Source organism: Pseudomonas sputi, assembly GCF_021603585.1.
GTDB classification, from domain to species: Bacteria; Pseudomonadota; Gammaproteobacteria; order Pseudomonadales; family Pseudomonadaceae; genus Aquipseudomonas; species Aquipseudomonas sputi.
Genome location: NZ_BQHI01000020.1, coordinates 68716 through 89304, shown reverse-complemented (window position 1 = coordinate 89304; position 20589 = coordinate 68716). Strand labels below are relative to the sequence as shown.

General features: G+C 62.4%; 16 protein-coding genes. 13 read left to right on the top strand and 3 right to left on the bottom strand.

Translation table 11 applies throughout. The annotated features are described in order from the left end of the window. Positions 1-32: 32 nt before the first annotated feature. The 12 genes from L6D81_RS22400 (at position 33) to ureC (ending at position 10594) form a co-directional block, all read left to right on the top strand. The gene (locus L6D81_RS22400) at positions 33-332 is read left to right on the top strand and encodes a 7(1) septoil knot domain-containing protein (RefSeq protein ID WP_102620101.1); all 300 of its coding nucleotides are present in this window, start codon (positions 33-35) and stop codon (positions 330-332) included. A 225-nt stretch (positions 333-557) separates the two neighbouring features. Continuing rightward, positions 558-1823 (top strand): urea ABC transporter substrate-binding protein, encoded by a 1266-nt coding sequence (gene urtA / locus L6D81_RS22395; protein ID WP_236181966.1) that lies wholly within the window; start codon positions 558-560, stop codon positions 1821-1823. Between the two features lie 157 nt (positions 1824-1980). Beyond that, a complete protein-coding gene (gene urtB, locus L6D81_RS22390) occupies positions 1981-3483 on the top strand; it encodes an urea ABC transporter permease subunit UrtB (RefSeq protein ID WP_236181965.1) in 1503 nt (500 codons plus the stop codon). Continuing rightward, the gene (urtC, locus tag L6D81_RS22385) at positions 3483-4562 is read left to right on the top strand and encodes an urea ABC transporter permease subunit UrtC (RefSeq protein WP_236181964.1); all 1080 of its coding nucleotides are present in this window, start codon (positions 3483-3485) and stop codon (positions 4560-4562) included. The genes urtB and urtC overlap by 1 nt, the downstream gene beginning before the upstream one ends. Continuing rightward, positions 4559-5428, top strand: a complete 870-nt coding sequence (gene urtD, locus L6D81_RS22380; RefSeq protein WP_373874328.1) for an urea ABC transporter ATP-binding protein UrtD — start codon at positions 4559-4561, stop codon at positions 5426-5428. The genes urtC and urtD overlap by 4 nt, the downstream gene beginning before the upstream one ends. A gap of 14 nt (positions 5429-5442) precedes the next feature. Next, a complete protein-coding gene (gene urtE, locus L6D81_RS22375) occupies positions 5443-6141 on the top strand; it encodes an urea ABC transporter ATP-binding subunit UrtE (RefSeq protein WP_039766753.1) in 699 nt (232 codons plus the stop codon). A 43-nt stretch (positions 6142-6184) separates the two neighbouring features. Then, positions 6185-7024 carry an urease accessory protein UreD gene (locus tag L6D81_RS22370; protein ID WP_236181963.1) on the top strand — a complete coding sequence of 280 codons (840 nt, stop codon included), beginning with the start codon at positions 6185-6187 and terminating at the stop codon, positions 7022-7024. A gap of 33 nt (positions 7025-7057) precedes the next feature. Continuing rightward, a complete protein-coding gene (gene ureA, locus L6D81_RS22365; RefSeq protein WP_039766748.1) occupies positions 7058-7360 on the top strand; it encodes an urease subunit gamma in 303 nt (100 codons plus the stop codon). Positions 7361-7369: 9 nt separating this feature from the next. Further along, positions 7370-7903, top strand: a complete 534-nt coding sequence (locus L6D81_RS22360) for a GNAT family N-acetyltransferase (protein WP_236181962.1) — start codon at positions 7370-7372, stop codon at positions 7901-7903. A gap of 5 nt (positions 7904-7908) precedes the next feature. After that, entirely contained in the window at positions 7909-8442 is a 534-nt protein-coding gene (locus L6D81_RS22355; protein ID WP_039766745.1) for a GNAT family N-acetyltransferase, read from the top strand. Continuing rightward, on the top strand, positions 8442-8750 hold the full coding sequence (locus tag L6D81_RS22350) for an urease subunit beta (RefSeq protein WP_236181961.1): 309 nt from the start codon (positions 8442-8444) through the stop codon (positions 8748-8750). The genes L6D81_RS22355 and L6D81_RS22350 overlap by 1 nt, the downstream gene beginning before the upstream one ends. 143 nt (positions 8751-8893) lie before the next feature. Next, positions 8894-10594 (top strand): urease subunit alpha, encoded by a 1701-nt coding sequence (ureC, locus tag L6D81_RS22345; RefSeq protein ID WP_236181960.1) that lies wholly within the window; start codon positions 8894-8896, stop codon positions 10592-10594. A gap of 49 nt (positions 10595-10643) precedes the next feature. On the opposite strand, the gene L6D81_RS22340 is transcribed toward ureC, so the two are convergent. Further along, complete coding sequence (locus L6D81_RS22340) at positions 10644-17612, bottom strand: NEL-type E3 ubiquitin ligase domain-containing protein (RefSeq protein ID WP_236181959.1); 6969 nt, start codon at positions 17610-17612, stop codon at positions 10644-10646. 242 nt (positions 17613-17854) lie between these two features. Here L6D81_RS22340 and L6D81_RS22335 point away from each other — a divergent pair, with 242 nt between their 5' ends. Then, positions 17855-18982: a sensor histidine kinase gene (locus L6D81_RS22335; RefSeq protein ID WP_236181958.1), complete on the top strand. Its 1128-nt coding sequence runs from the start codon at positions 17855-17857 to the stop codon at positions 18980-18982. A gap of 52 nt (positions 18983-19034) precedes the next feature. Here L6D81_RS22335 and L6D81_RS22330 read toward each other — a convergent pair whose 3' ends face one another. Both L6D81_RS22330 and L6D81_RS22325 read right to left on the bottom strand, forming a co-directional pair. Beyond that, positions 19035-19340, bottom strand: coding sequence for a chaperone modulator CbpM (locus L6D81_RS22330; RefSeq protein ID WP_236181957.1), 306 nt, complete (start codon positions 19338-19340; stop codon positions 19035-19037). A gap of 23 nt (positions 19341-19363) precedes the next feature. Continuing rightward, on the bottom strand, positions 19364-20314 hold the full coding sequence (locus L6D81_RS22325) for a DnaJ C-terminal domain-containing protein (RefSeq protein WP_007950610.1): 951 nt from the start codon (positions 20312-20314) through the stop codon (positions 19364-19366). Between the last annotated feature and the right edge of the window lie 275 nt (positions 20315-20589).

Genomic DNA, 20589 nt, shown 5'->3' with positions numbered 1-20589 from the left:
TGCGCACCCGTTTTTTTCTCAGGATGAGCGTCATGTTGAAAGCAGCTGTTGTCGCGTTGTTGTTTGTGGGATCCAGCGCGGTGCTGGCCGATACGACCGTCGATGTCTCGAAGATCTACGGCAAGATCCAGTTCGTCAACTCGTACCCGGATTACAAAGTAAAGATCGATAATTCCTGGCCCGATCTGAAAGTGAAGCAAGTCACTCAATGGCCAGACTCGGTGGGTAAATGGCAGATCGTTGATCAGTATCCTGACTACAAGATTCAAATCGTCGACTCTTACCCTGATTTCACCATCAAGTACGTGGACTCCTGGCCTGGCGTGAACTGACCTGTCACGCATCCCCGCTGCCGCCTCGCGGCAGCACCATAATGAAGCACTTCCCCGCACCACACCCTGCCGCCTGTCCCCTCCTGGTGCGCCACCGCTGCGCGCAACCGCTCTAAACCGACCTTTTGCTGCCCGATCCCGACCGGGCACAGCCCTTGCAAAACAGCCTTCAGTCGTTCGCATCTGCCAACCATAAAAAACTTTAACGTTCATGGAGATCGCACAATGAAGCGTCGCAGTTTGATCAAGGCTTTCACACTCACGGCATCCATTGCCGCGATGGGCATGACCTGGACTGTACAGGCCGCCGAGACCATCAAGGTCGGGATTCTGCATTCGTTGTCCGGCACCATGGCGATCTCCGAAACATCGCTCAAGGACATGGCGTTGATGACCATCGACGAGATCAACGCCAAGGGCGGAGTGAACGGCAAGATGCTTGAACCGGTGGTGGTCGACCCGGCGTCGAACTGGCCACTCTTCGCGGAGAAGGGCCGGCAGCTGCTGACCCAGGACAAGGTCGCGGTGGTGTTCGGCTGCTGGACTTCGGTGTCGCGCAAATCGGTGCTGCCGGTGTTCGAAGAACTCAACGGCCTGCTGTTCTACCCGGTGCAATACGAAGGCGAAGAGATGTCGCCGAACGTGTTCTACACCGGTGCTGCGCCGAACCAGCAAGCGATCCCGGCGGTTGAATACCTGATGAGCGAAGAAGGCGGCAGCGCCAAGCGCTACTTCCTGCTCGGCACCGACTATGTATACCCGCGCACCACCAACAAGATCCTGCGTTCGTTCCTGCATTCCAAAGGCGTCGCGGATAAAGACATCGAAGAGGTCTACACCCCGTTCGGCCACAGCGACTATCAAACCATCGTCGCCAACATCAAAAAATTCTCGGCCGGCGGCAAGACCGCTGTGATTTCGACCGTGAATGGCGACTCCAACGTGCCGTTCTACAAAGAGTTGGCCAACCAGGGCCTGAAGGCGACCGACGTACCGGTGGTGGCGTTCTCGGTGGGCGAAGAAGAACTGCGCGGCATCGACACCAAGCCGCTGGTGGGCAACCTCGCGGCGTGGAACTACTTCGAGTCGGTGGAGAACCCGGTGAACAAGAAGTTCGTCGATGACTGGAAAGCCTACGCGAAGAAACACAACTTGCCGGGCGCCGACAAAGCGGTGACCAACGACCCGATGGAAGCCACATACGTCGGCATCCACATGTGGGCGCAAGCGGCGGAGAAAGCCAAATCGACCGACGTCGACAAGGTCCGCGAAGCCCTCGGCGGCCAGACCTTCGCCGCGCCGTCCGGCTACACCCTGACCATGGACAAGACCAATCACCACCTGCACAAACCGGTGATGATCGGCGAGATCCAGGCCGACGGTCAGTTCAACGTGGTGTGGCAGACCGAAGGACCGATTCGGGCGCAGCCGTGGAGCCCGTTCATTCCGGGTAATGACAAGAAGCCGGATTATGCGGTGAAGAGCAACTGAGTTAACCCGCTCAACCTGATCGTTCCCACGTCGAGGCGTCGAACCGTCTGCATGGGAATGCAGCCGGGGACGCTCTGCGTCCCAAGAGCGGACGCAGAGCGTCCGTTGAGGCATTCCCACGCGGAGCGTGGGAACGATCACTACAGGAACGCCCGTTATGCCCACTGCCCTTTACCGTTTGCTCCTGGCCATCGCACTTTTGCTGCCGATGGCCGCCCATTCAGGCGACGCCGAAGACTTCGTCGCCGCCAACCCGATGCAACAGGCCAGACTGCTGGAAGCCTGGGCCGCGCAGCCCGATCCGGCGCGCATCGAACTGATCAACGCCCTGCAACAAGGCGAACTGACCGTCGACGGCCAACCCAAAACCCTGCGCCTGAACAACCGCCTGCGGGGTCTGATCGACACCGCACTGGCCAGCCACCAATTGCTCGCGGCCGACGCCAAAACCCGTCTGACTGCCGCGCAGCAATTGCAGAAAAGCGCCAAACCGGCGCAGCTGAAATTCCTCGACCAGCAACTGGCTGGCGAACAAGACGAAAGCGTCCACGCCGCCCTGAGCCTGGCGCTGGCCAACCTGCAACTGGTCGACACAGACCCGGCGGTGCGCCTGGCGGCCGTGCGTCTGCTCGGTGAAACCGGCGACCCGCTGGCCCGAACCCGCCTCGAAGGCCTGCTCGAACCTGGTGTCGAAACCGACGCCAACGTGCGCACCGCTGCCGAAACCAGCCTCGCCCAGGTCAAACGCAAACTGCTGGTCGGCGAACTGCTCGGTCAGGCGTTCAGCGGCATGTCCCTCGGTTCGATTCTGCTGCTCGCGGCCCTGGGGCTGGCGATCACTTTCGGTCTGCTGGGTGTGATCAACATGGCCCACGGCGAGATGCTGATGCTCGGCGCCTACTCGACCTATGTCGTGCAGTTGATGTTCCAGCGCTACGCGCCGCAGGCCATCGAGTTCTATCCACTGATTGCGCTGCCGGTGGCGTTCTTTGTCACGGCGGCAATCGGCATGGCCCTGGAGCGCACGGTGATTCGTCACCTCTACGGTCGACCGCTGGAAACCCTGCTCGCCACCTGGGGTATCAGCCTGATGCTGATTCAGCTTGTCCGGTTGCTGTTCGGTGCGCAGAACGTTGAAGTGGCGAACCCGGCGTGGCTGTCCGGCGGGGTTCAGGTGCTGCCGAATCTGGTGCTGCCGTACAACCGCATCGTGATCATCGCCTTCGCCCTGTTCGTGGTGGTGCTGACCTGGCTTTTGCTGAACAAGACCCGCCTCGGTCTGAACGTGCGCGCCGTCACCCAGAACCGCAACATGGCCGCCTGCTGCGGCGTGCCCACCGGGCGCGTTGACATGCTCGCCTTCGGCCTCGGCTCGGGCATCGCCGGGCTCGGTGGCGTGGCGCTGAGCCAGATCGGCAACGTCGGCCCGGACCTCGGCCAGAGCTACATCATCGACTCGTTCCTGGTGGTGGTGCTCGGCGGCGTCGGCCAACTGGCCGGCAGCGTGTTCGCCGCGTTCGGCCTGGGCATCGCCAACAAGATTCTCGAACCGCAGATCGGTGCGGTGCTCGGCAAGATCCTGATCCTCGCGCTGATCATTCTGTTCATCCAGAAACGTCCGCAAGGCCTCTTCGCACTGAAAGGACGGGTGATCGACTGATGAACCAGCCTCTACTAATTACGGCCACGCAAAAGGCCGGCCCCAAAGTCACCCTCGCCATCGGCGCGCTGGTGCTCGCCGTGCTGATCGCCCTGCCGCTGCTGTCGTTGTTGCCGGCAGACAGCGCGCTGCATGTCTCGGCTTACACCCTGACGCTGGTGGGCAAAATTCTCTGCTACGCCATCGTCGCCCTGGCACTGGATCTGGTCTGGGGTTACGCAGGTCTCTTGTCGCTGGGTCACGGCCTGTTCTTTGCCCTCGGCGGCTATGCGATGGGCATGTACCTGATGCGCCAGGCCGCCGGCGACGGCTTGCCGGCGTTCATGACCTTCCTGTCGTGGACCGAGTTACCGTGGTACTGGAGCGGCACCGGCAGCTTCCTCTGGGCGATGTGCCTGGTGGTGTTGGCGCCGGGGTTGCTGGCGCTGGTGTTCGGGTTCTTCGCCTTCCGCTCGCGGATCAAGGGCGTGTATTTCTCGATCATGACCCAGGCCCTGACCTTCGCCGGGATGCTGCTGTTTTTCCGCAACGAGACCGGCTTCGGCGGCAACAATGGCTTTACCAATTTCCGCACGATCCTCGGTTTCGGCATCACCGAGCCCGGCACCCGCGCGGTGCTGTTTCTGACGACGGTGTTGCTGCTGGTGGCAAGCCTGTTCATCGGCTGGCGGCTGGCCCGCAGCAAGTTCGGCCGGGTGCTGACGGCGTTGCGCGATGCGGAGAATCGCCTGATGTTCTGCGGCTACGACCCGCGCGGTTTCAAGCTGTTCGTCTGGGTGTTGAGCGCGGTGCTGTGCGGTCTGGCCGGCGCGTTATACGTGCCGCAGGTGGGGATCATCAACCCGAGCGAAATGTCGCCGACCAACTCGATCGAAGCCGCCGTGTGGGTGGCCCTTGGCGGGCGCGGCACCCTGATCGGCCCGCTGCTCGGCGCCGGTGTGGTCAACGGCATGAAGAGCTGGTTCACCGTGGCCTTCCCCGAATACTGGCTGTTCTTCCTTGGCGCACTGTTCATCGTCGTGACGTTGTACCTGCCCAAAGGCGTGATCGGTCTGCTGAAGAAACGAGGTGAATCATGAGAGTCACGGCGAGCGCTGAATTCATGCTGGAACCGGCCTTTTTCCCGGTGGAGCCCAACAAGGACGAAGGCACCAGCCGCGACTCGATCGGCCTCGGGCAACGCGTCGGTCCGGGCCTCGACACCCGACACGGCACGATCCTGACCCTGGAAGACATCAGCGTCAGCTTCGACGGCTTCCGGGCGCTGAACAATCTGAACCTGTACATCGGCGTCGGCGAACTGCGCTGCATCATCGGCCCCAACGGCGCGGGCAAGACCACGCTGATGGACGTGATCACCGGCAAGACCCGGCCGAGCCACGGCAAGGCCTGGTTCGGTGAAACCCTCGACCTGACGCAGATGAGCGAAGTGCAGATCGCCCAGGCTGGGATCGGTCGCAAGTTTCAGAAACCGACGGTGTTCGAAGCGTTGAGCGTGTTCGAGAACCTGGAGCTGGCGCAGAAAACCGACAAGTCGGTGTGGGCCAGCCTGCGGGCGACGTTGAGCGGCGAGCAGAAAGACCGGATCAGCGAAGTGCTCGACACCATTCGTCTGACCCCTTCGGTCAATCGCCCGGCGGGGCTGCTGTCCCACGGGCAGAAACAGTTTCTGGAAATCGGCATGTTACTGATGCAGGACCCGCAATTGCTGCTGCTCGATGAACCGGTGGCGGGCATGACCGACGCCGAAACCGAGTTCACCGCCGAGCTGTTCAAGTCGTTGGCGGGCAAGCATTCGCTGATGGTGGTGGAACACGACATGGGCTTCGTCGGCTCGATTGCCGACCACGTCACCGTGTTGCATCAGGGCAGCGTGCTGGCCGAGGGATCACTGGAACAGGTGCAGGACAACGAGCGCGTGATCGAAGTCTATCTCGGCCGCTGAAGAGGAATTCCAACATGCTGCAAGTCGACAAGCTGCACCAGTATTACGGCGGAAGCCACATCCTGCGCGGCCTGAGCTTCGACGTGAAGGTCGGCGAAGTGACCTGTCTGCTCGGCCGTAACGGCGTGGGCAAGACCACACTGCTCAAATGCCTGATGGGCCTGTTGCCGGCCAAGGAAGGCGCGGTGAACTGGGAAGGCCAACCGATCACCACGTTCAAACCGCATCAACGGGTACACGCCGGGATCGCCTACGTGCCCCAGGGCCGGGAGATCTTCGGCCGGCTGACCGTGGAAGAAAACCTGCTGATGGGGCTGTCGCGTTTCCCCGGCAGCGAAGCCAAGGAAGTGCCGGCGTTCATCTACGAGCTGTTCCCGGTGCTGCTGCAAATGAAACAGCGGCGCGGCGGCGACCTGTCCGGCGGTCAGCAACAACAGCTTGCGATTGGCCGCGCATTGGCCAGCCGTCCACGGCTGCTGATCCTCGACGAGCCCACCGAAGGCATCCAGCCCTCGGTGATCAAGGAAATCGGCGCGGTGATCAAGAAGCTCGCCGCCCGTGGCGACATGGCAATCCTGCTGGTGGAGCAGTTCTACGATTTTGCCGCCGAACTGGCCGATCAGTACCTGGTGATGTCCCGGGGCGAGATCGTGCAGCAGGGCCGTGGCGAAAATATGGAAGCCGAAGGTGTACGCGGGCTGGTGACTATTTGAGGTTACGGTCTAATCTGTAGCGTCCTAACGATAATCAGAAAACATGAACTTACCTGTTGCGACTGCCCTGTTTACCCCCAGCTGGCATGCCGAGCTGGAGCTGGCCTACGCCCGCTTCGGTGATTGCACGCGGCCGACCCGCCGCCGGCACCTCGGCCCGCTGCGGGTGCAAAAGCATCTGTACGCCGAAGGGCCCGAGGTCTGCCAGCACATCATCGTCCACCCGCCGGGCGGGATTGCCGGCGGTGACCGGCTCGACATCAGCGCCCGCGTCGAACAAGGCGCCTGGGCACAGATCACCAGCCCCGGCGCAGCCAAGTGGTATCGCGCGGCAGGCCCCGCTTATCAGTCACTGAACCTGCATGTCGCCGATGGCGCGACACTGGAATGGCAGCCTCAGGAAACCATCGTCTACAGCGCCGCCCAGGCGGAACTCACGACCTCGATTGATCTTGAAGGCGATGCGCGGCTGTTCTACTGGGACGTGGTGGCGCTGGGTCGCCCGGCCAGTGGCGAGCGTTTCGACCTCGGGCATTTCCAGGCACATCTGGATATTCGCCGCGATGGCCGGTTGCTGTGGCATGAGCGCCAGCGCATCGTCGGCGATGACGGATTGCTGGATTCGCCGATCGGACTGGATGGCAATCCGGTGTTTGCGACGCTATTGGTGACCGGCGAAATCGATGCCGAACTGCTGGAGCGCTGCCGCTCGCTGGGCCACGACGTGCGTGGGGATCTGACGCAACTGCCGGGGCTGCTGGTTGCGCGTTGCCTGGCCAGTGAAGCGCTGCTGGCGCGGGCCTGGCTGATCGAGCTCTGGCGATTGCTCCGGCCTGTGCTGCTAGGCCGCGAAGCCCTGCCTCCGCGAATCTGGAACACCTGAATTTTTTCAACTGCCGACAATGGATTTCAAACGATGGACCTGACCCCACGCGAAAAAGACAAGCTGCTGATCTTCACCGCCGGCCTCGTTGCCGAGCGGCGACTGGCCCGTGGCGTGAAGCTCAACTACCCGGAAGCCATGGCCTACATCTCGGCAGCGCTGCTCGAAGGCGCCCGTGATGGCCAGACCGTGGCCGAACTGATGCACTACGGCACCACCCTGCTGACCCGCGACCAGGTGATGGAAGGCATCCCGGAAATGATCCCGGAGATCCAGGTCGAAGCGACGTTCCCCGACGGCACCAAACTGGTCACCGTCCACCAACCGATCGTCTGAGGCCGCGCCATGACTTACACCATCCGCGATGCACTGCACGCTGACCTGCCGGCGATCCGCGACATTTACAACGACGCGGTGCTCAACACCACGGCGATCTGGAACGAGTCTGCCGTCGACCTCGGCAACCGCCAGGCCTGGTTCAGTGCGCGGCAGGCTCAGGGTTATCCGATCCTGGTGATTGTCGACGCCGACAACACCACCCTCGGCTACGCTTCGTTCGGTGACTGGCGGCCGTTCGACGGTTTCCGCCACACCGTCGAGCACTCGGTCTACGTGCGCAGCGACCAGCGCGGCAACGGCCTCGGCCCGCAATTGATGAGCGCACTGATCGAACGCGCACGAACCTGCGGCAAGCACGTCATGGTTGCCGCCATTGAAAGCGGCAACGCCGCGTCGATCCACCTGCACGAACGTGCCGGGTTCATCACCACCGGACAGATGCCGCAGGTGGGCACCAAGTTCGGCCGCTGGCTCGATCTGACGTTCATGCAACTGACCCTCAATCCTGGCGCGGAGCCGCCGCCCGCCAACAAGGAGTGACACCGATGAACCCCGCCCAACTGCGACGCGTCAACGCTGAAAGTTTTGCGCACTATCGTCAGGGCCTGATCGACCTGCTGCTCGACGCCGTGGGGTATGGCGCCAGCGTCGGTTTCATGGCCGATCTCGATGCCACGCAGGCCCGCGCCTATTTCGACGATGTGCAGGACAACCTGAACAAGGGCAACGTTTTGCTGTGGGTGGTGGTCAAGGACGAACAGGTGCAGGCCAGCGTCCAGTTGAGCCTGTGCCAGAAAGCCAACGGCCTGAACCGTGCCGAGGTGCAGAAATTGCTGGTGCGTGAACACGCCCGGCGACGTGGCCTTGGCCAGCAGTTGATGCAAGCGCTGGAACAGACCGCGCGTCAGTACAAACGCGGCATGCTTTACCTCGACACCGAGGCCGGCTCCCCCGCCGAAGATTTCTACAAGGCCCTGGGCTACACCCGCGCCGGGGAAATCCCCGACTACGCCTGCGACCCGAACGGCACCTATCGCCCGACGGCCCTCTATTACAAAGTCCTGCAAGGAGCGAACTGATGATTCCCGGCGAATACCGGATCCAGCCCGGCGACATCGAACTCAACGTCGGTCGCCGCACCGTCAGCCTGACAGTGGCGAACAGCGGCGACCGGCCGATCCAGGTCGGCTCGCACTACCATTTTTTCGAAACCAACGACGCCCTGACCTTCGATCGCGCCGCCAGCCGTGGCATGCGCCTGAACATTCCGGCGGGCACCGCCGTGCGCTTCGAACCGGGGCAGAGCCGCGAGGTGGAACTGGTGGACTACACCGGGCACCGGCGGGTGTTCGGGTTTGCCGGGCGGGTCATGGGTGAGCTCGACTGACTGATCGCTCCCATGTCGAGGCGTCGAACCGCCTGCGTGGGAATGCATCCCGTGACGCTCCGCGTCACATCATGGCGGACGCAGAGCGTCCATGGCGGCATGCCCACGCAGAGCGTGGGAACGATCAATACCAAGGCGAACGAATGAAGATTTCCAGACAAGCCTACGCCGACATGTTCGGCCCCACCGTCGGCGACAAGGTGCGCCTGGCCGACACCGAGCTGTGGATCGAAGTCGAACAGGACTTCACCACCTACGGCGAAGAAGTGAAATTCGGCGGCGGCAAAGTGATCCGCGACGGCCAGGGCCAGAGCCAGTTGCTGGCGGCCGAAGTGGTCGACACCGTCATCACCAATGCGCTGATCATCGACCACTGGGGCATCGTCAAGGCCGACGTCGGCCTCAAGGACGGGCGCATCGCCGCCATCGGCAAGGCCGGCAACCCGGATGTGCAGCCCGGCGTGACCATCGCCATCGGCGCCAGCAGCGAAGTCATTGCCGGCGAAGGCATGATCCTCACCGCCGGCGGCATTGACACCCACATCCACTTCATCTGCCCGCAGCAGATCGAAGAGGCGCTGATGAGCGGCGTCACCACCATGATCGGTGGCGGTACGGGGCCGGCCACCGGCACCAACGCAACGACCTGCACTTCCGGCCCCTGGCACCTGGCGCGGATGCTCCAGGCCGCCGATGCGTTTGCGATGAACATCGGCCTCACCGGCAAGGGCAACGCCAGCCTGCCGGAACCGTTGATCGAACAGGTCAAGGCCGGCGCCATCGGCCTCAAGCTGCACGAAGACTGGGGCACCACCCCGGCGAGCATCGACAACTGCCTGAGCGTCGCCGACCAGTACGACGTGCAAGTGGCCATCCACACCGACACCCTCAACGAGTCCGGTTTCGTTGAAACCACCCTCGGCGCGTTCAAGGGTCGCACCATCCACACCTACCACACCGAAGGCGCCGGCGGCGGCCATGCGCCGGACATTATCAAGGCCTGCGGTTTCGCCAACGTGCTGCCGAGTTCGACCAACCCGACCCGGCCGTTCACCCGCAACACCATCGACGAACACCTCGACATGCTGATGGTCTGCCACCACCTCGACCCAAGCATCGCCGAAGACGTGGCGTTCGCCGAAAGCCGCATCCGCCGCGAAACCATTGCCGCCGAAGACATCCTCCACGACCTCGGCGCGTTCTCGATGATCAGCTCCGACAGCCAGGCCATGGGCCGCGTCGGCGAAGTCATCACGCGCACCTGGCAGACCGCCGACAAGATGAAAAAGCAGCGCGGCCCGCTGCCTCAGGACGGCGAAGGCAACGACAACTTCCGCGCCAAACGCTATATCGCCAAGTACACCATCAACCCGGCGATCACCCATGGCATCAGCCATGAAGTGGGTTCGGTGGAAGTCGGCAAATGGGCCGATCTGGTGCTCTGGCGCCCGGCGTTCTTCGGCGTGAAACCGACATTGATCCTCAAGGGTGGCGCCATCGCCGCCAGCCTGATGGGCGACGCCAACGCCTCGATTCCGACCCCGCAACCGGTGCACTACCGACCGATGTTCGCCAGTTACGGTGGTTCGCTGCACGCCACCAGCCTGACCTTCATCAGCCAGGCGGCGCAGGCAGCCGGACTGCCCGAAGCGCTGGGTCTGAAGAAGAAAATCGCCGTGGTCAAAGGTTGCCGCGAGGTGCAGAAAACCGACCTGATCCACAACGACTACCTGCCGAACATCGACGTCGACCCGCAGACCTATCAAGTCAAGGCCGATGGTGTGTTGCTCTGGTGTGAACCGGCCGACACCCTGCCGATGGCGCAGCGTTACTTTCTGTTCTGAGTCAGCGCCCCGGTCGGCGAAGCGTTCGACGACCGGGGTTGGCGGCACCTCAGCGGGTTGAGGTGTCCAGCAAATAACGCGAAGGGCCGGGCTGCTCCTCATCGAGCCCGACCGTCGCCGGCTCACCGGTTTCCAGGCGCGACAGGGCAATCAGTTGCTGATTGCGCTCAATGCTGCGTTCAACCTCGAGCATCTGCACTGCCTCCTGATAAGCCGTGCTGGTCACGTCGTCAAATGCCTCTTCAAGGCGTTGCAGCTTTTCATCTGCGCTGCGCTTGAGCGCGTCGAGTTCGTCCGGGTACTTCTCGTTCAAGTACTGCACCCAGTAATCACGGCTGATCAGTTCTTCATAGAAGCGCTCGCTTTTCTCTGCCTTCACGACCGCATCACGCGCAATCGTCAGCGCCTCTCCCCTGAGCGGCCCGGCGAAGCGCATATGAGTGGGCTGCCCCGGCAGTTGCAGTCCGTCCTCCCAGCCCGAAGTCAGGCCGATCCGATACTGCAGGCGCACCTCCGCAGGATCCGCGTGACGACCCATGCTGCGCGCAGCCAGTTTTTCCACCTCGCCCAGGCGGAACAGTTGACGCGACAAGTCGAGCAATGCCCGCCCCTTGGCAGCAAGACCTGGCTGCAAGTGTCGCAGGGCGTTGTACTCGAACACCTTGACCTCGATTTCACTGAACGCCAGGGTGCGTCCGTCGACGCAGGTCGTGTGCGTGGAGGCCATGGAAAACAGCGTATCGCGCAGCTCCTGACTGCCATCGGCCGCCTCGACAACCTCCCACACCCGGCGTGTCAGGTCAGCACGAAACACCCGGAACTCCTCGGTGTCCGGCATCCGCGCAAGCAGATGGAAGAACGCCCCGTTATCGGGTTCCGCTGCCAACCGCTGCCACATGGCCCGATAGCGTGCGGCGTCTTCTTGCGGAATGTTTTCAATCCACGGCGTCGCTTGCCGTTCGAGGACACTTTCGGCGAGTGTCGGGACCACTTCATCCGGTTCCACATCACTTTCGCTCCCCGCGTCTTCGTCTCCACTCTCGGTGCTGCTGTTCATGTCATCGATCATCCGGTCAATCTCGGCATACCTCAGACCCAGCACATCGTCACGTCCATGGGCATCGGCGTATTCACGCAGACGGATCAGGCTTTGCTGCGAGATTTCGAAGTTCTCCGACAGATCGCTGCCGGCAATCAGCGGTGCATGAGTGCCGTCATACAACTCGGCGGGGATCGACGATATCTCGTTGTTGCTCAAGTCGACCGTCTGCAAACGCGGGGCTTGCAGCAACCCCTCCGGCCAGGCGGTCAGCAGGTTGTCACGCAGGTCCAGCCGCTCCAGGCGCTGCAGACGATCGACGCGCAGGGTACGCAGGCCGTTATGGCTGAGGTCCAGCCACCGCAGGTGCGGCAGGCCCTCGAGCGTTTGATCCAGCGCTTGGGAATCCACAAGGCCGGTGAGCGACAGTTCCAGTCGCTCCAGTTGCAGCATTCGTCCGACAGGCTCAGGGATCGCCAGCAAGTGATTGCCGCTCAGATTGAGCCTGCGCAATTGGGTAAAGGCGCTGAGGAAAGCGTTGGAGCCATCGGTGGTGAGCTTGACGCCCGAGAGACTCAGGGAACGAACCGCCGCGAATGTTTCGTCCAGTGCGGGCAAGTTGCCCACCTGCAGACCGTCAAGGTTCAGCTCTCGGTCAGACACGCCATCCCAGTCGACGGTACTTTCACGCCAGCATTCCATGATGCGCCGGGCGGCGAGCTGGCGGGTGCGCGATGACACGACCCAGTCCATGCCTCGGGTTTCATGGGTGAACAGCCAATCGTTCAGACGCCGCGTCAGCGCCTCGAATGCCTGCTCCCACGCATCGATTTGTACACCGATCTGCGCCTCGGTCAGCCCTGCGCGCTGCATCCGCTCGATCGTCTGCTGCGCCTGCGTCTCGTCGGATGACGGGCACAGCCGCCGGATGCGCGGCCCCCACCCGGTCGGCCCCACGTCTGCCGGGCGCGGCGCAAGCGGCAGCAACCGCCGGACGATTACCGAGCCGCTTTCGGCGGGCGGCGTACGATGACGCGGCTCTTCCAGTGCAAAGCGTTGCAACGACCCCGGCAACAGGCCTCTGGCCTCTTCGATACGCTGGCGCGCGGTAGCCAGCGACATTTCGGCCTGCGCACTCAGCGGGGTACCGGTGAGGCTGGTATCGAGCAACAACGCTTCACGCCCAAGCAACGCCTCCGGCAGCGAGGTCAACTGGCTGTCGCTGAGATCCAGCCAGGTCAGCTCCGGCAGAAACTCCGCCCCCACCGGCCATTCGCGCAGGGCCGTCGCACTCAGGTCCAGGGCCTTCAGGCGATTCATCCCGCGCACGTCGATAGTGCTCAGCGGGTTGCCATGCAGGTTGAGGGTTTCAAGTGCCGGCAGATCGCTTGACTCGAGCGGCAGCTCTGCCAGGCCACAATGGCTCAGATCGAGGGTTTCGACCCCGCCAAAGGTAAGGATGAAACTGCGCAACTGCTCGACCGGGGCCTGCAACCCGGGCAGTTGCAGACTTCTGACATGGGTGAACCCGTCAGCCGAGAGTGTCGGCAGGCTGTCCAGCGGCGAGCCGGGAATCTCCAGCACCGAGGCATCGTTGGGCAGGCTGACGTACAGATTGAAAAAGATACTGTCGGTACGCGCGCCATAGCGCTGGAACAATCCGGCGCGCCAACTGGCTTTCAGCGCAACGGCCACCGCCGAACGCGCATTCGGTTCGGAGCCGACCCATGTGTCCAGACGGTTGAGTTCACTGTACTGCTCACTCAAGGATTCAATCGCGGTGAAACGGCTGGCGGCGTCCGTCCAATGCGCCCGGAAACCCGCACTCAAGACATCGAACAGACTCGACTCCATGCCGACAAAACGCTTGAGTTCTCCGCGGCAATAATCCGCGACCATCTCGTCCAGATCGATCAGATGCCGAGGCTGACTCCGAACGAATTCGTAGATCGGCTTGAACGTGCGACGCGGGAATTTCGACCAGTCCAGCGAAAGGCCGGTCAACAGTCGCTGGTGACCTTCATAGACTTCCATTGGCAGGTGACTGATCGCGGTCGAGCGCAGGTTCAGGCGCTCCAGTCGTGGCAATTCCAGAACACCGTTGGGCCACAGGTGCATTTGCGGACTGCCGACCTCAAGCCGGCGCAACTGGTGCATACCCCCGACGTCGAGCGTCATGGGCACCACTGGATTGAGGCCGCTGGCAGTACAGCGCAGTTCCAGTTCCTCGAGCCGGGTCAACTCCCGAAGCCGCATCGCTACCTGGCCGGTGATGGGTGTCGAAAGCTTCAGACGGGTCATGTGGCGCAACGTCTTCAACGTCGTGAGCACTTTGTCGAATTCTGCAACGTTTGCGGTCAGGACCAGCTTCTCGACGTGGGGAAACGCCGCAAGCGTTTCACCAGGCAACGGCGCGCTCAGCGTCAGTTCGCGAACGTGGGCAAAGCTCGCCGTCAATGGCGGCAGCGGCGCATTACTGATCAGCGTCAGGCTGGCTGCTTGCCGGTCGTGGGCGGCCAAGGGTTCATTGCGCCAACACGCCTTTATGCTCTGCACCACGCTGGCGAACTCGTCACGGGTGGTGCGCAGACGCATGTTCTGCGATACCCGCCATTGCTCAAGGGTTGTTTCCAGCTCCCGCCACTCGCTCAGACGGTTGTTGAGCAGATGAAAGATCTGCTGGTCGGTCTTGCCCAGACGCCATTGTTCCAGGATGAAGCCGCGAGCCTGCACATCAGTCAGCCCCGGGTAGACGCTCTGGACATGAGCAGTCAACGCCGGGCTGGGCCCCGGCCCATCGCCACTGGCGGGATACCCGCGCAATCCGGCAGCGATGCGTTGCGGCGGCTTGAACCACGGCTTTTCGGCGGTGCCTGCACGCATGATCCGGGCCGATTGACTGCGGTCGGCAAACGCTCGCTCAATGATCGCGCCTTGCAACTCGACGCTCTGCCCGACGTTCGGCAGCCCCAACGCGCGACGTGCCTGATCGGGCAAGGCGTACATCAGCGAGGCGAAAAAATTGTCGCCCTTGTGCGCAATGCTGTTGAGCGGCTCGCCAAGCTCATTGGCGGCTTGATAGGCATCTGCATACTTGACCAGATACTTGCGTGTGGAAGCCGTTTCGCTGCCGATGGCATCGAGCATCGGACCGTTGGGACTGCCTTCACGGATTTCCAGACGCACCTCATCGGACCAGCCTGGCAGCCGGCCCAACGTCTGCAAGGCCAGATGACTGCTGTCGGGCGAGGCCATGGTTTCACTGCACAACCCGGCCAGAGCACGGCTCAGGCGCTGCTCACCGCCGTACCAGCGGGCGAGCTCCTGCAAATGCAGCGGGACCGTTGCCGCGCTTTCCAGCCGCGTCAGTTCCGCGGCGTCGGCCTGTTCCAGCGCAGCGGCGGCCGCACGCTCGGTCAGGCCGGGTACGGCGCGTTGCAGCCTTGCCGTCCGGGGACCCACAGGCCCGCCTTCCTTGAGAAGGCTGTTGAAGAGCGCGGGCTGTTGCGCGCTGGCGAAGTCGGCCATCTGTCTCGAGAGTTCCAGGGGCCGGGTCTGCCGAACGCGAGCCGGCTCGCCGCCCAACAGGCGAACCGTCTCCGCTTCATCCAGCGTCGCGAGTATTCGCGCCGGCAGGGCCCCGCTCAACACCTCGGCCCGACTGATCCGGATCGGCGCCTTGCCCTCGCGTTTCGTCCCGAAACCGGATGCCCGGCCTGACAGATCGGGGCGGTCATAAACCTTCAACATGCGCCCGGACGGCCAACGTGGCATGTCGGGAAGCAACGGCAGCAGGTGCATGAATCGAGTATCGATCGCCTGCGTGCCCGCGGCCTGTTCGACGATCAGTCCGGCATCGCGCTCGGCGTTGAACAGTTGCATGGCGTCCGCCAGTTCCGCTGGCGGCAAGGCACTGTCCAGGTGCATCTTGCGCAAGGCGTTGTCGCTGACACCGGCGACGTCGGCCATCCTCAGCAACTGCGCGTCAGTGAAGGGTTCGGTGCCGGGGCCGAGGCGTCGCAACAGCGTCAGGCGGTCCCAGTCTTGCGGGCGCTCAAGGGTGTGCCGCCAGGCGCCGGCGCCGTTATGAGTCAGGGGTGGCTGATAGGCGTGCGAATCGTGCGGATGACGGATGCGCCAGGCCTTGAGCGATGTGTCGTAAGTCTGCTGATAGGTCTTGCCATCCAGCCGGATCCAGGTTTTCCCTTCAACCTCGTACTGCCCCAGCGCATTCGGTCGCGCGTGCGGATCGAGCGCGACCGGACTTTCGTAGCCCTTCAGGTCAGGCTTCCACAGACGGGTCGTACCGTCCGGCATTTCTACCGGATGCAGATTTTCGATGACCGGCACCGATCTGGCAGCCGTCAGCCGCGCGAACCCTTTTCCGGCTCCCGCCATCAGGACAACCAACGCAAGATTTTGCGCGACATCGATCAGATGCGCCCTGGCGGCCTTGCGATCACCTTCGCTCCACTCGATAACGCCCTCAAAGGTTTCTTCGAGCAGTTGCACGGCCATCACCGCCATCATCACTTCACCGAGCACCGGCACGAACATCGAAACGCCCATCAGCACCAGCATGCCGATGTTCAGCAACGCGGCGAGTTTTGCCGAACGCGCCTTGGCGTCTACATCCACCGTGGGCACCGCGTGACTGCGGGCATCGGCGAGCAGACGGTCGCGATGCTGCTCGAACTGGTAGCGCCACAGGTCGGTGTTGTCCGCCCAGATCCCGTGTCCCTTGCGGGCCAAACCCACCGGATTCAGATACGGATCTGCATTTTGTATCTGCTCGACGGGCGGCGCGGGCGGTAGCTGGCGAACGCCGGTCAGTACCGCACTGATCGGATTGAGCGCCTTGAAAACCTCGTTCAGCAACGGCTCGTAGGGAGCCAGGTTTTGTGAAAACGTGCGGTTCGGGCTGTCCTCGGTGAATTGAGCGAAGTAGTGCGGTCGGTCGGCATAGGCGACGAACCGGCTGAAAAACCGCTGGTAGGCATTCGGTTCGCCAGGATGAGCCTGAGTGGCGTCGCGTGCGGTGAAGCGCTGCTTGAACATCGCTGCGATTTCCCGCCCCTTGTAGCGTTTGAGCGGATGGTAAGGATCGCCCGGGATGTACAGGATCGAATCGTCGCTGTAGCGGTACTTCTCGCAGATCGTGAACATTACACAGCCGGTCAGGCGCCGGCCCATCAGGCCCAGATCGCGAAACCAGATCTGCCGATGGCCCTGACGCGGTGCCAGCTCTGCGTCGAGGATCGAGCGAATCGAATCGTAGTCTTCGCGTCCGATATCGCCTTTGACCAACGCCAGCTCTGCCGCCGCGCGCAATGCGGTTTTATGGGCATCGATAAATGTGTCACGCAGCACCTGCTCGGCGGCAGCGTCCCTGGGGCGCAGGAAATCCTTGAGGTAATCCTGGTATTTCGCCCCGATGTCCAGCGAGCGGCACAAACCGGTGAACTGCTCGACCGTCAGAGGCGTATTCAATGGCGCCAGGGTACCGGGGGTCGAGGTTTCACTGCGAAACCCCGACGTTTCATGGAAGGCGCCCCTTTTACATTCACGAGCTTCGAAATTGTGCAGAGCCGCTTGCAGCAAAGGCAGTTTCATGACTTCGAAGAAGTCGATCTCGATGGCGAAAATCCCCGACTCCACCGGTTTGTTCAGTACCAGCCAGGTCTTGTTGACGTCCAGCGTTACGTTGAAGCGTTCCTTGAGGGCTCTGGTCAGCAACGGCGCAGCGAAGCTGTCGATGTCCTGAACGCTCGACATGACGTTGTCCAGGCGCTTCCGGGCAGCGACACTGGCAGCCACGGCGTCACCGATTGCCTTGCGTTGATCCCGCGATGCGCGTCTGTACCAGACCGGCGGGGCGGAGCCGGTCCCCTTCAAGGCTTCGCGCTGTTCAACCGTTGCGTCGATCAACCAGTCTGGGCTGGCCTGCTGAAGGAACCCGGCATGCCGACTCTGTGTCACGACCGGCCCTGAAGGCGGTGCAACATTCGTTGACGAAGCTGAGGTAACGGGATTTTCGGACATGGTTTCACTCCTTGAAATGGAGCGAAAGCAGACCATGGCGACGCGGTGCGACTGCGGTACATAGGTCTCGCGGCGCAGCCTCTTGTCAGCGGAAATTTCAGGCCCGAGCGGCGCTTTCTTTCCCGCGCAAAGGGGCTAATATTCGACACGCCCCGCCTTGAATTTTCAGGAACCAGTACATGCGTTTATCCGAATTCATCAGGCAACACGCGGATCACATCGTCGAGGAGTGGGAGCAGTTCGCCAGGACCATCACCCCGGCGGCGGACACCATGGATCGCGCAGCGTTGCGCGATCATGCCAGGGCGATTCTGCTGGCCGCCGCCCGCGATATGGAAACCGCACAGACCGCCCGCGAGCAGATTGCCAAGGCCAAAGGCGAAGGCCCGGAGAAAACCCCAAGCCTGGACGAAGCCGGCGCCAGCCACGGCGAGTTGCGCCATACCGTGGGGTTTGACCTGGTACAGATGACGTCCGAATTCCGCCATCTGCGCGCCTGTGTGATTCGGCTCTGGGTCGGGCAGCTGAAATCACCGGACATGGCGTATTTCCAGGACATGATCCGCTTCAACGAAGCCATCGATGAAGCCCTGGCCGAATCGACCGCGGCTTACGCCGAACAGGTCGAGCGTTCCCGGGACATCTTTCTCGCCATCCTCGGCCATGACCTGCGCGCCCCCTTGCAAGCGGTCAGCATGTCGAGCGAACTGCTGATGCGCAAAACCACCCTGGAAGGCGATGCGCTGACCTGCGCGCTGAACATCAGACAGAGTGCGCGGCATATGGCGGCGATGGTCAGCGACCTGCTGGAACTGGTGCGCAGTCGCCTGGGCAGAAGCCTGCCGATCGAGCCCGCGCCAATGGATCTGGCCGACGCGGCGCGCGCGGCCCTCGCCGAAGCATTAGCCGGCAATCCGGAGTGTGATCCGACCCTGAAAATCGAAGGTGATACCCGTGGCGTCTGGGATGCCGGACGGATCGATCAACTGCTGCAGAATCTGATCGGCAACGCCCTGCAACATGGCTCCCACCCACGAGAGGTGATCGTGGCACTGCGCGGTGAGACCGAAACAGTACATGTGACAGTACACAATTACGGGGCCCCTATTCCCGCAGAAGCCATCGGGACTATTTTTGATCCACTGGTGCGCAGTGCAGACGAAGAGCTCGGGCAGGCGTCAACCAGCCTCGGTCTGGGCCTGTTCATCGTCAAGGAAGTGGTGACCGCCCACGGCGGAACGATCGAAGTCAGTTCAAGCGAAGCCGACGGAACGCTGTTCAGCGTGACACTGCCCAGACAGGTTTAAGGCGATTTCATCGCTGGCAAGCCCGCGATGGGGCTCAATGACATCCGAGAAACTATTCGACCACCAGTCGCCCCAGACGCTGACGGAGCATCCGGTTCTCGGCCCGCAGTTCCTGCACTTCTTCCAGCAGGTCCAGCGCCAGGGCGACGCCTTCCCATTCCAGGTCCAGATCGCGCCGCAGCTTGGCGGCGCGTTTGGCCAGGGCCAGTTCGTAGTCGGTGAAGCGCCATTCCCTGGGCTGCGTGCCCTGAGGTTCGAGGATGCCGTGTTCGACGATTTCGATCACGCAGACGTCCGCCAGGTCGGCCGCCTCACAGAATTCTGCCATGTCCAGTTGAACGATCAGGGGGCTGCTCATGATGGGCTACTCCGTCGTCAGTATCAGAAGTTCTCGCGCGGATTGAAGGCGGCTTTCTTCGCCAGTTCCTGCCACAGCGCCTTGACGTCATCACCGTTGGCCTTGGGCATCACGGCCTTGAGCTGGACGAACAGATAACCGCGCTCGCCGGCCTTGTTCTGCAGACCGTGACCCTTGGCGCGCATGCGCTGACCGTTCTGGCTGCCGGCCGGCACCTTGAGGTTGATCTTGCCGGTCAGGGTCGGCACGGCCACTTCGGCGCCCAGCGCCAGCTCCCACGGTGCCAGCGGCAAGGTGATGATCAGGTTTTCGCCTTCAACGTCGAATTTCGGGTGCGGCGCGAAACGGATGGTCAGGTACAGATCGCCGTTGGCACCACCACCGATGCCCGGTGCGCCCTGGCCCTTGAGGCGGATGCGCTCGCCGTCGGTCACGCCCGCCGGGATCTTCACGTTCAGGCTCTTGCTGGTGTTGCTGACGTGCTGGCCCGAACCGTTGTATTGCGGTACCTGGAAGCTGATCTTTTTTGATTCGTTCGAAAGCGTCTCTTCCAGAAAGATCGGCAGTTCCAGTTCCACGTCTTGCCCTCGCCGTCCGGCGCTGCGGGATTGCCGGCCAGCGCCGCCACCGAAACCGGGGCCGCGATTGCCGAAGATCGAACTGAAGAAGTCCGAGAAGTCGCCGGTGTCGCCACCGCCGCCGCCAAAGCCGCCACGGCTCTGCCAGCCCGGCGGGCCCTGAAACGGCTGACCGTGCTGGCCATAACGGCGCAGGTCGTCGTATTCGGCGCGTTTGTCGGCGCTTTTCAGCGCTTCATAGGCTTCCGAGGCGTCCTTGAACTTGGCCTCGGCGTCCTTTTCCTTGCTGACATCGGGGTGGTATTTGCGCGCCAGCTTGCGATAGGCAGCCTTGATTGCCTTGTCGTCAGCCGTCGGCTCCACGCCGAGTATCTTGTAATAGTCTTTGAAGTCCATCGAAGGAATCACCATCCGTTATCGATTTCGCGCCGATGCCAGCATGCGCCGATTCGCGCGTGCCGGGTTGACCGATCTCAAGTGTGTGACCGGGTGGCGCAGCAGAAGTTTATCGGCAGTGGACGGCGGTTCTTGCGACCACCGGTATGTCTGCCGGCCCATGCCAGCAAGTTTGGGGCAAAGCGCCGAGTTTCAAGCAAGCTTAGTCGTGAAATAGCAGATGACCGGCCTTCGAATCTGTCGCGCACTGACATACACTGCGCGGCCGTTTTTTT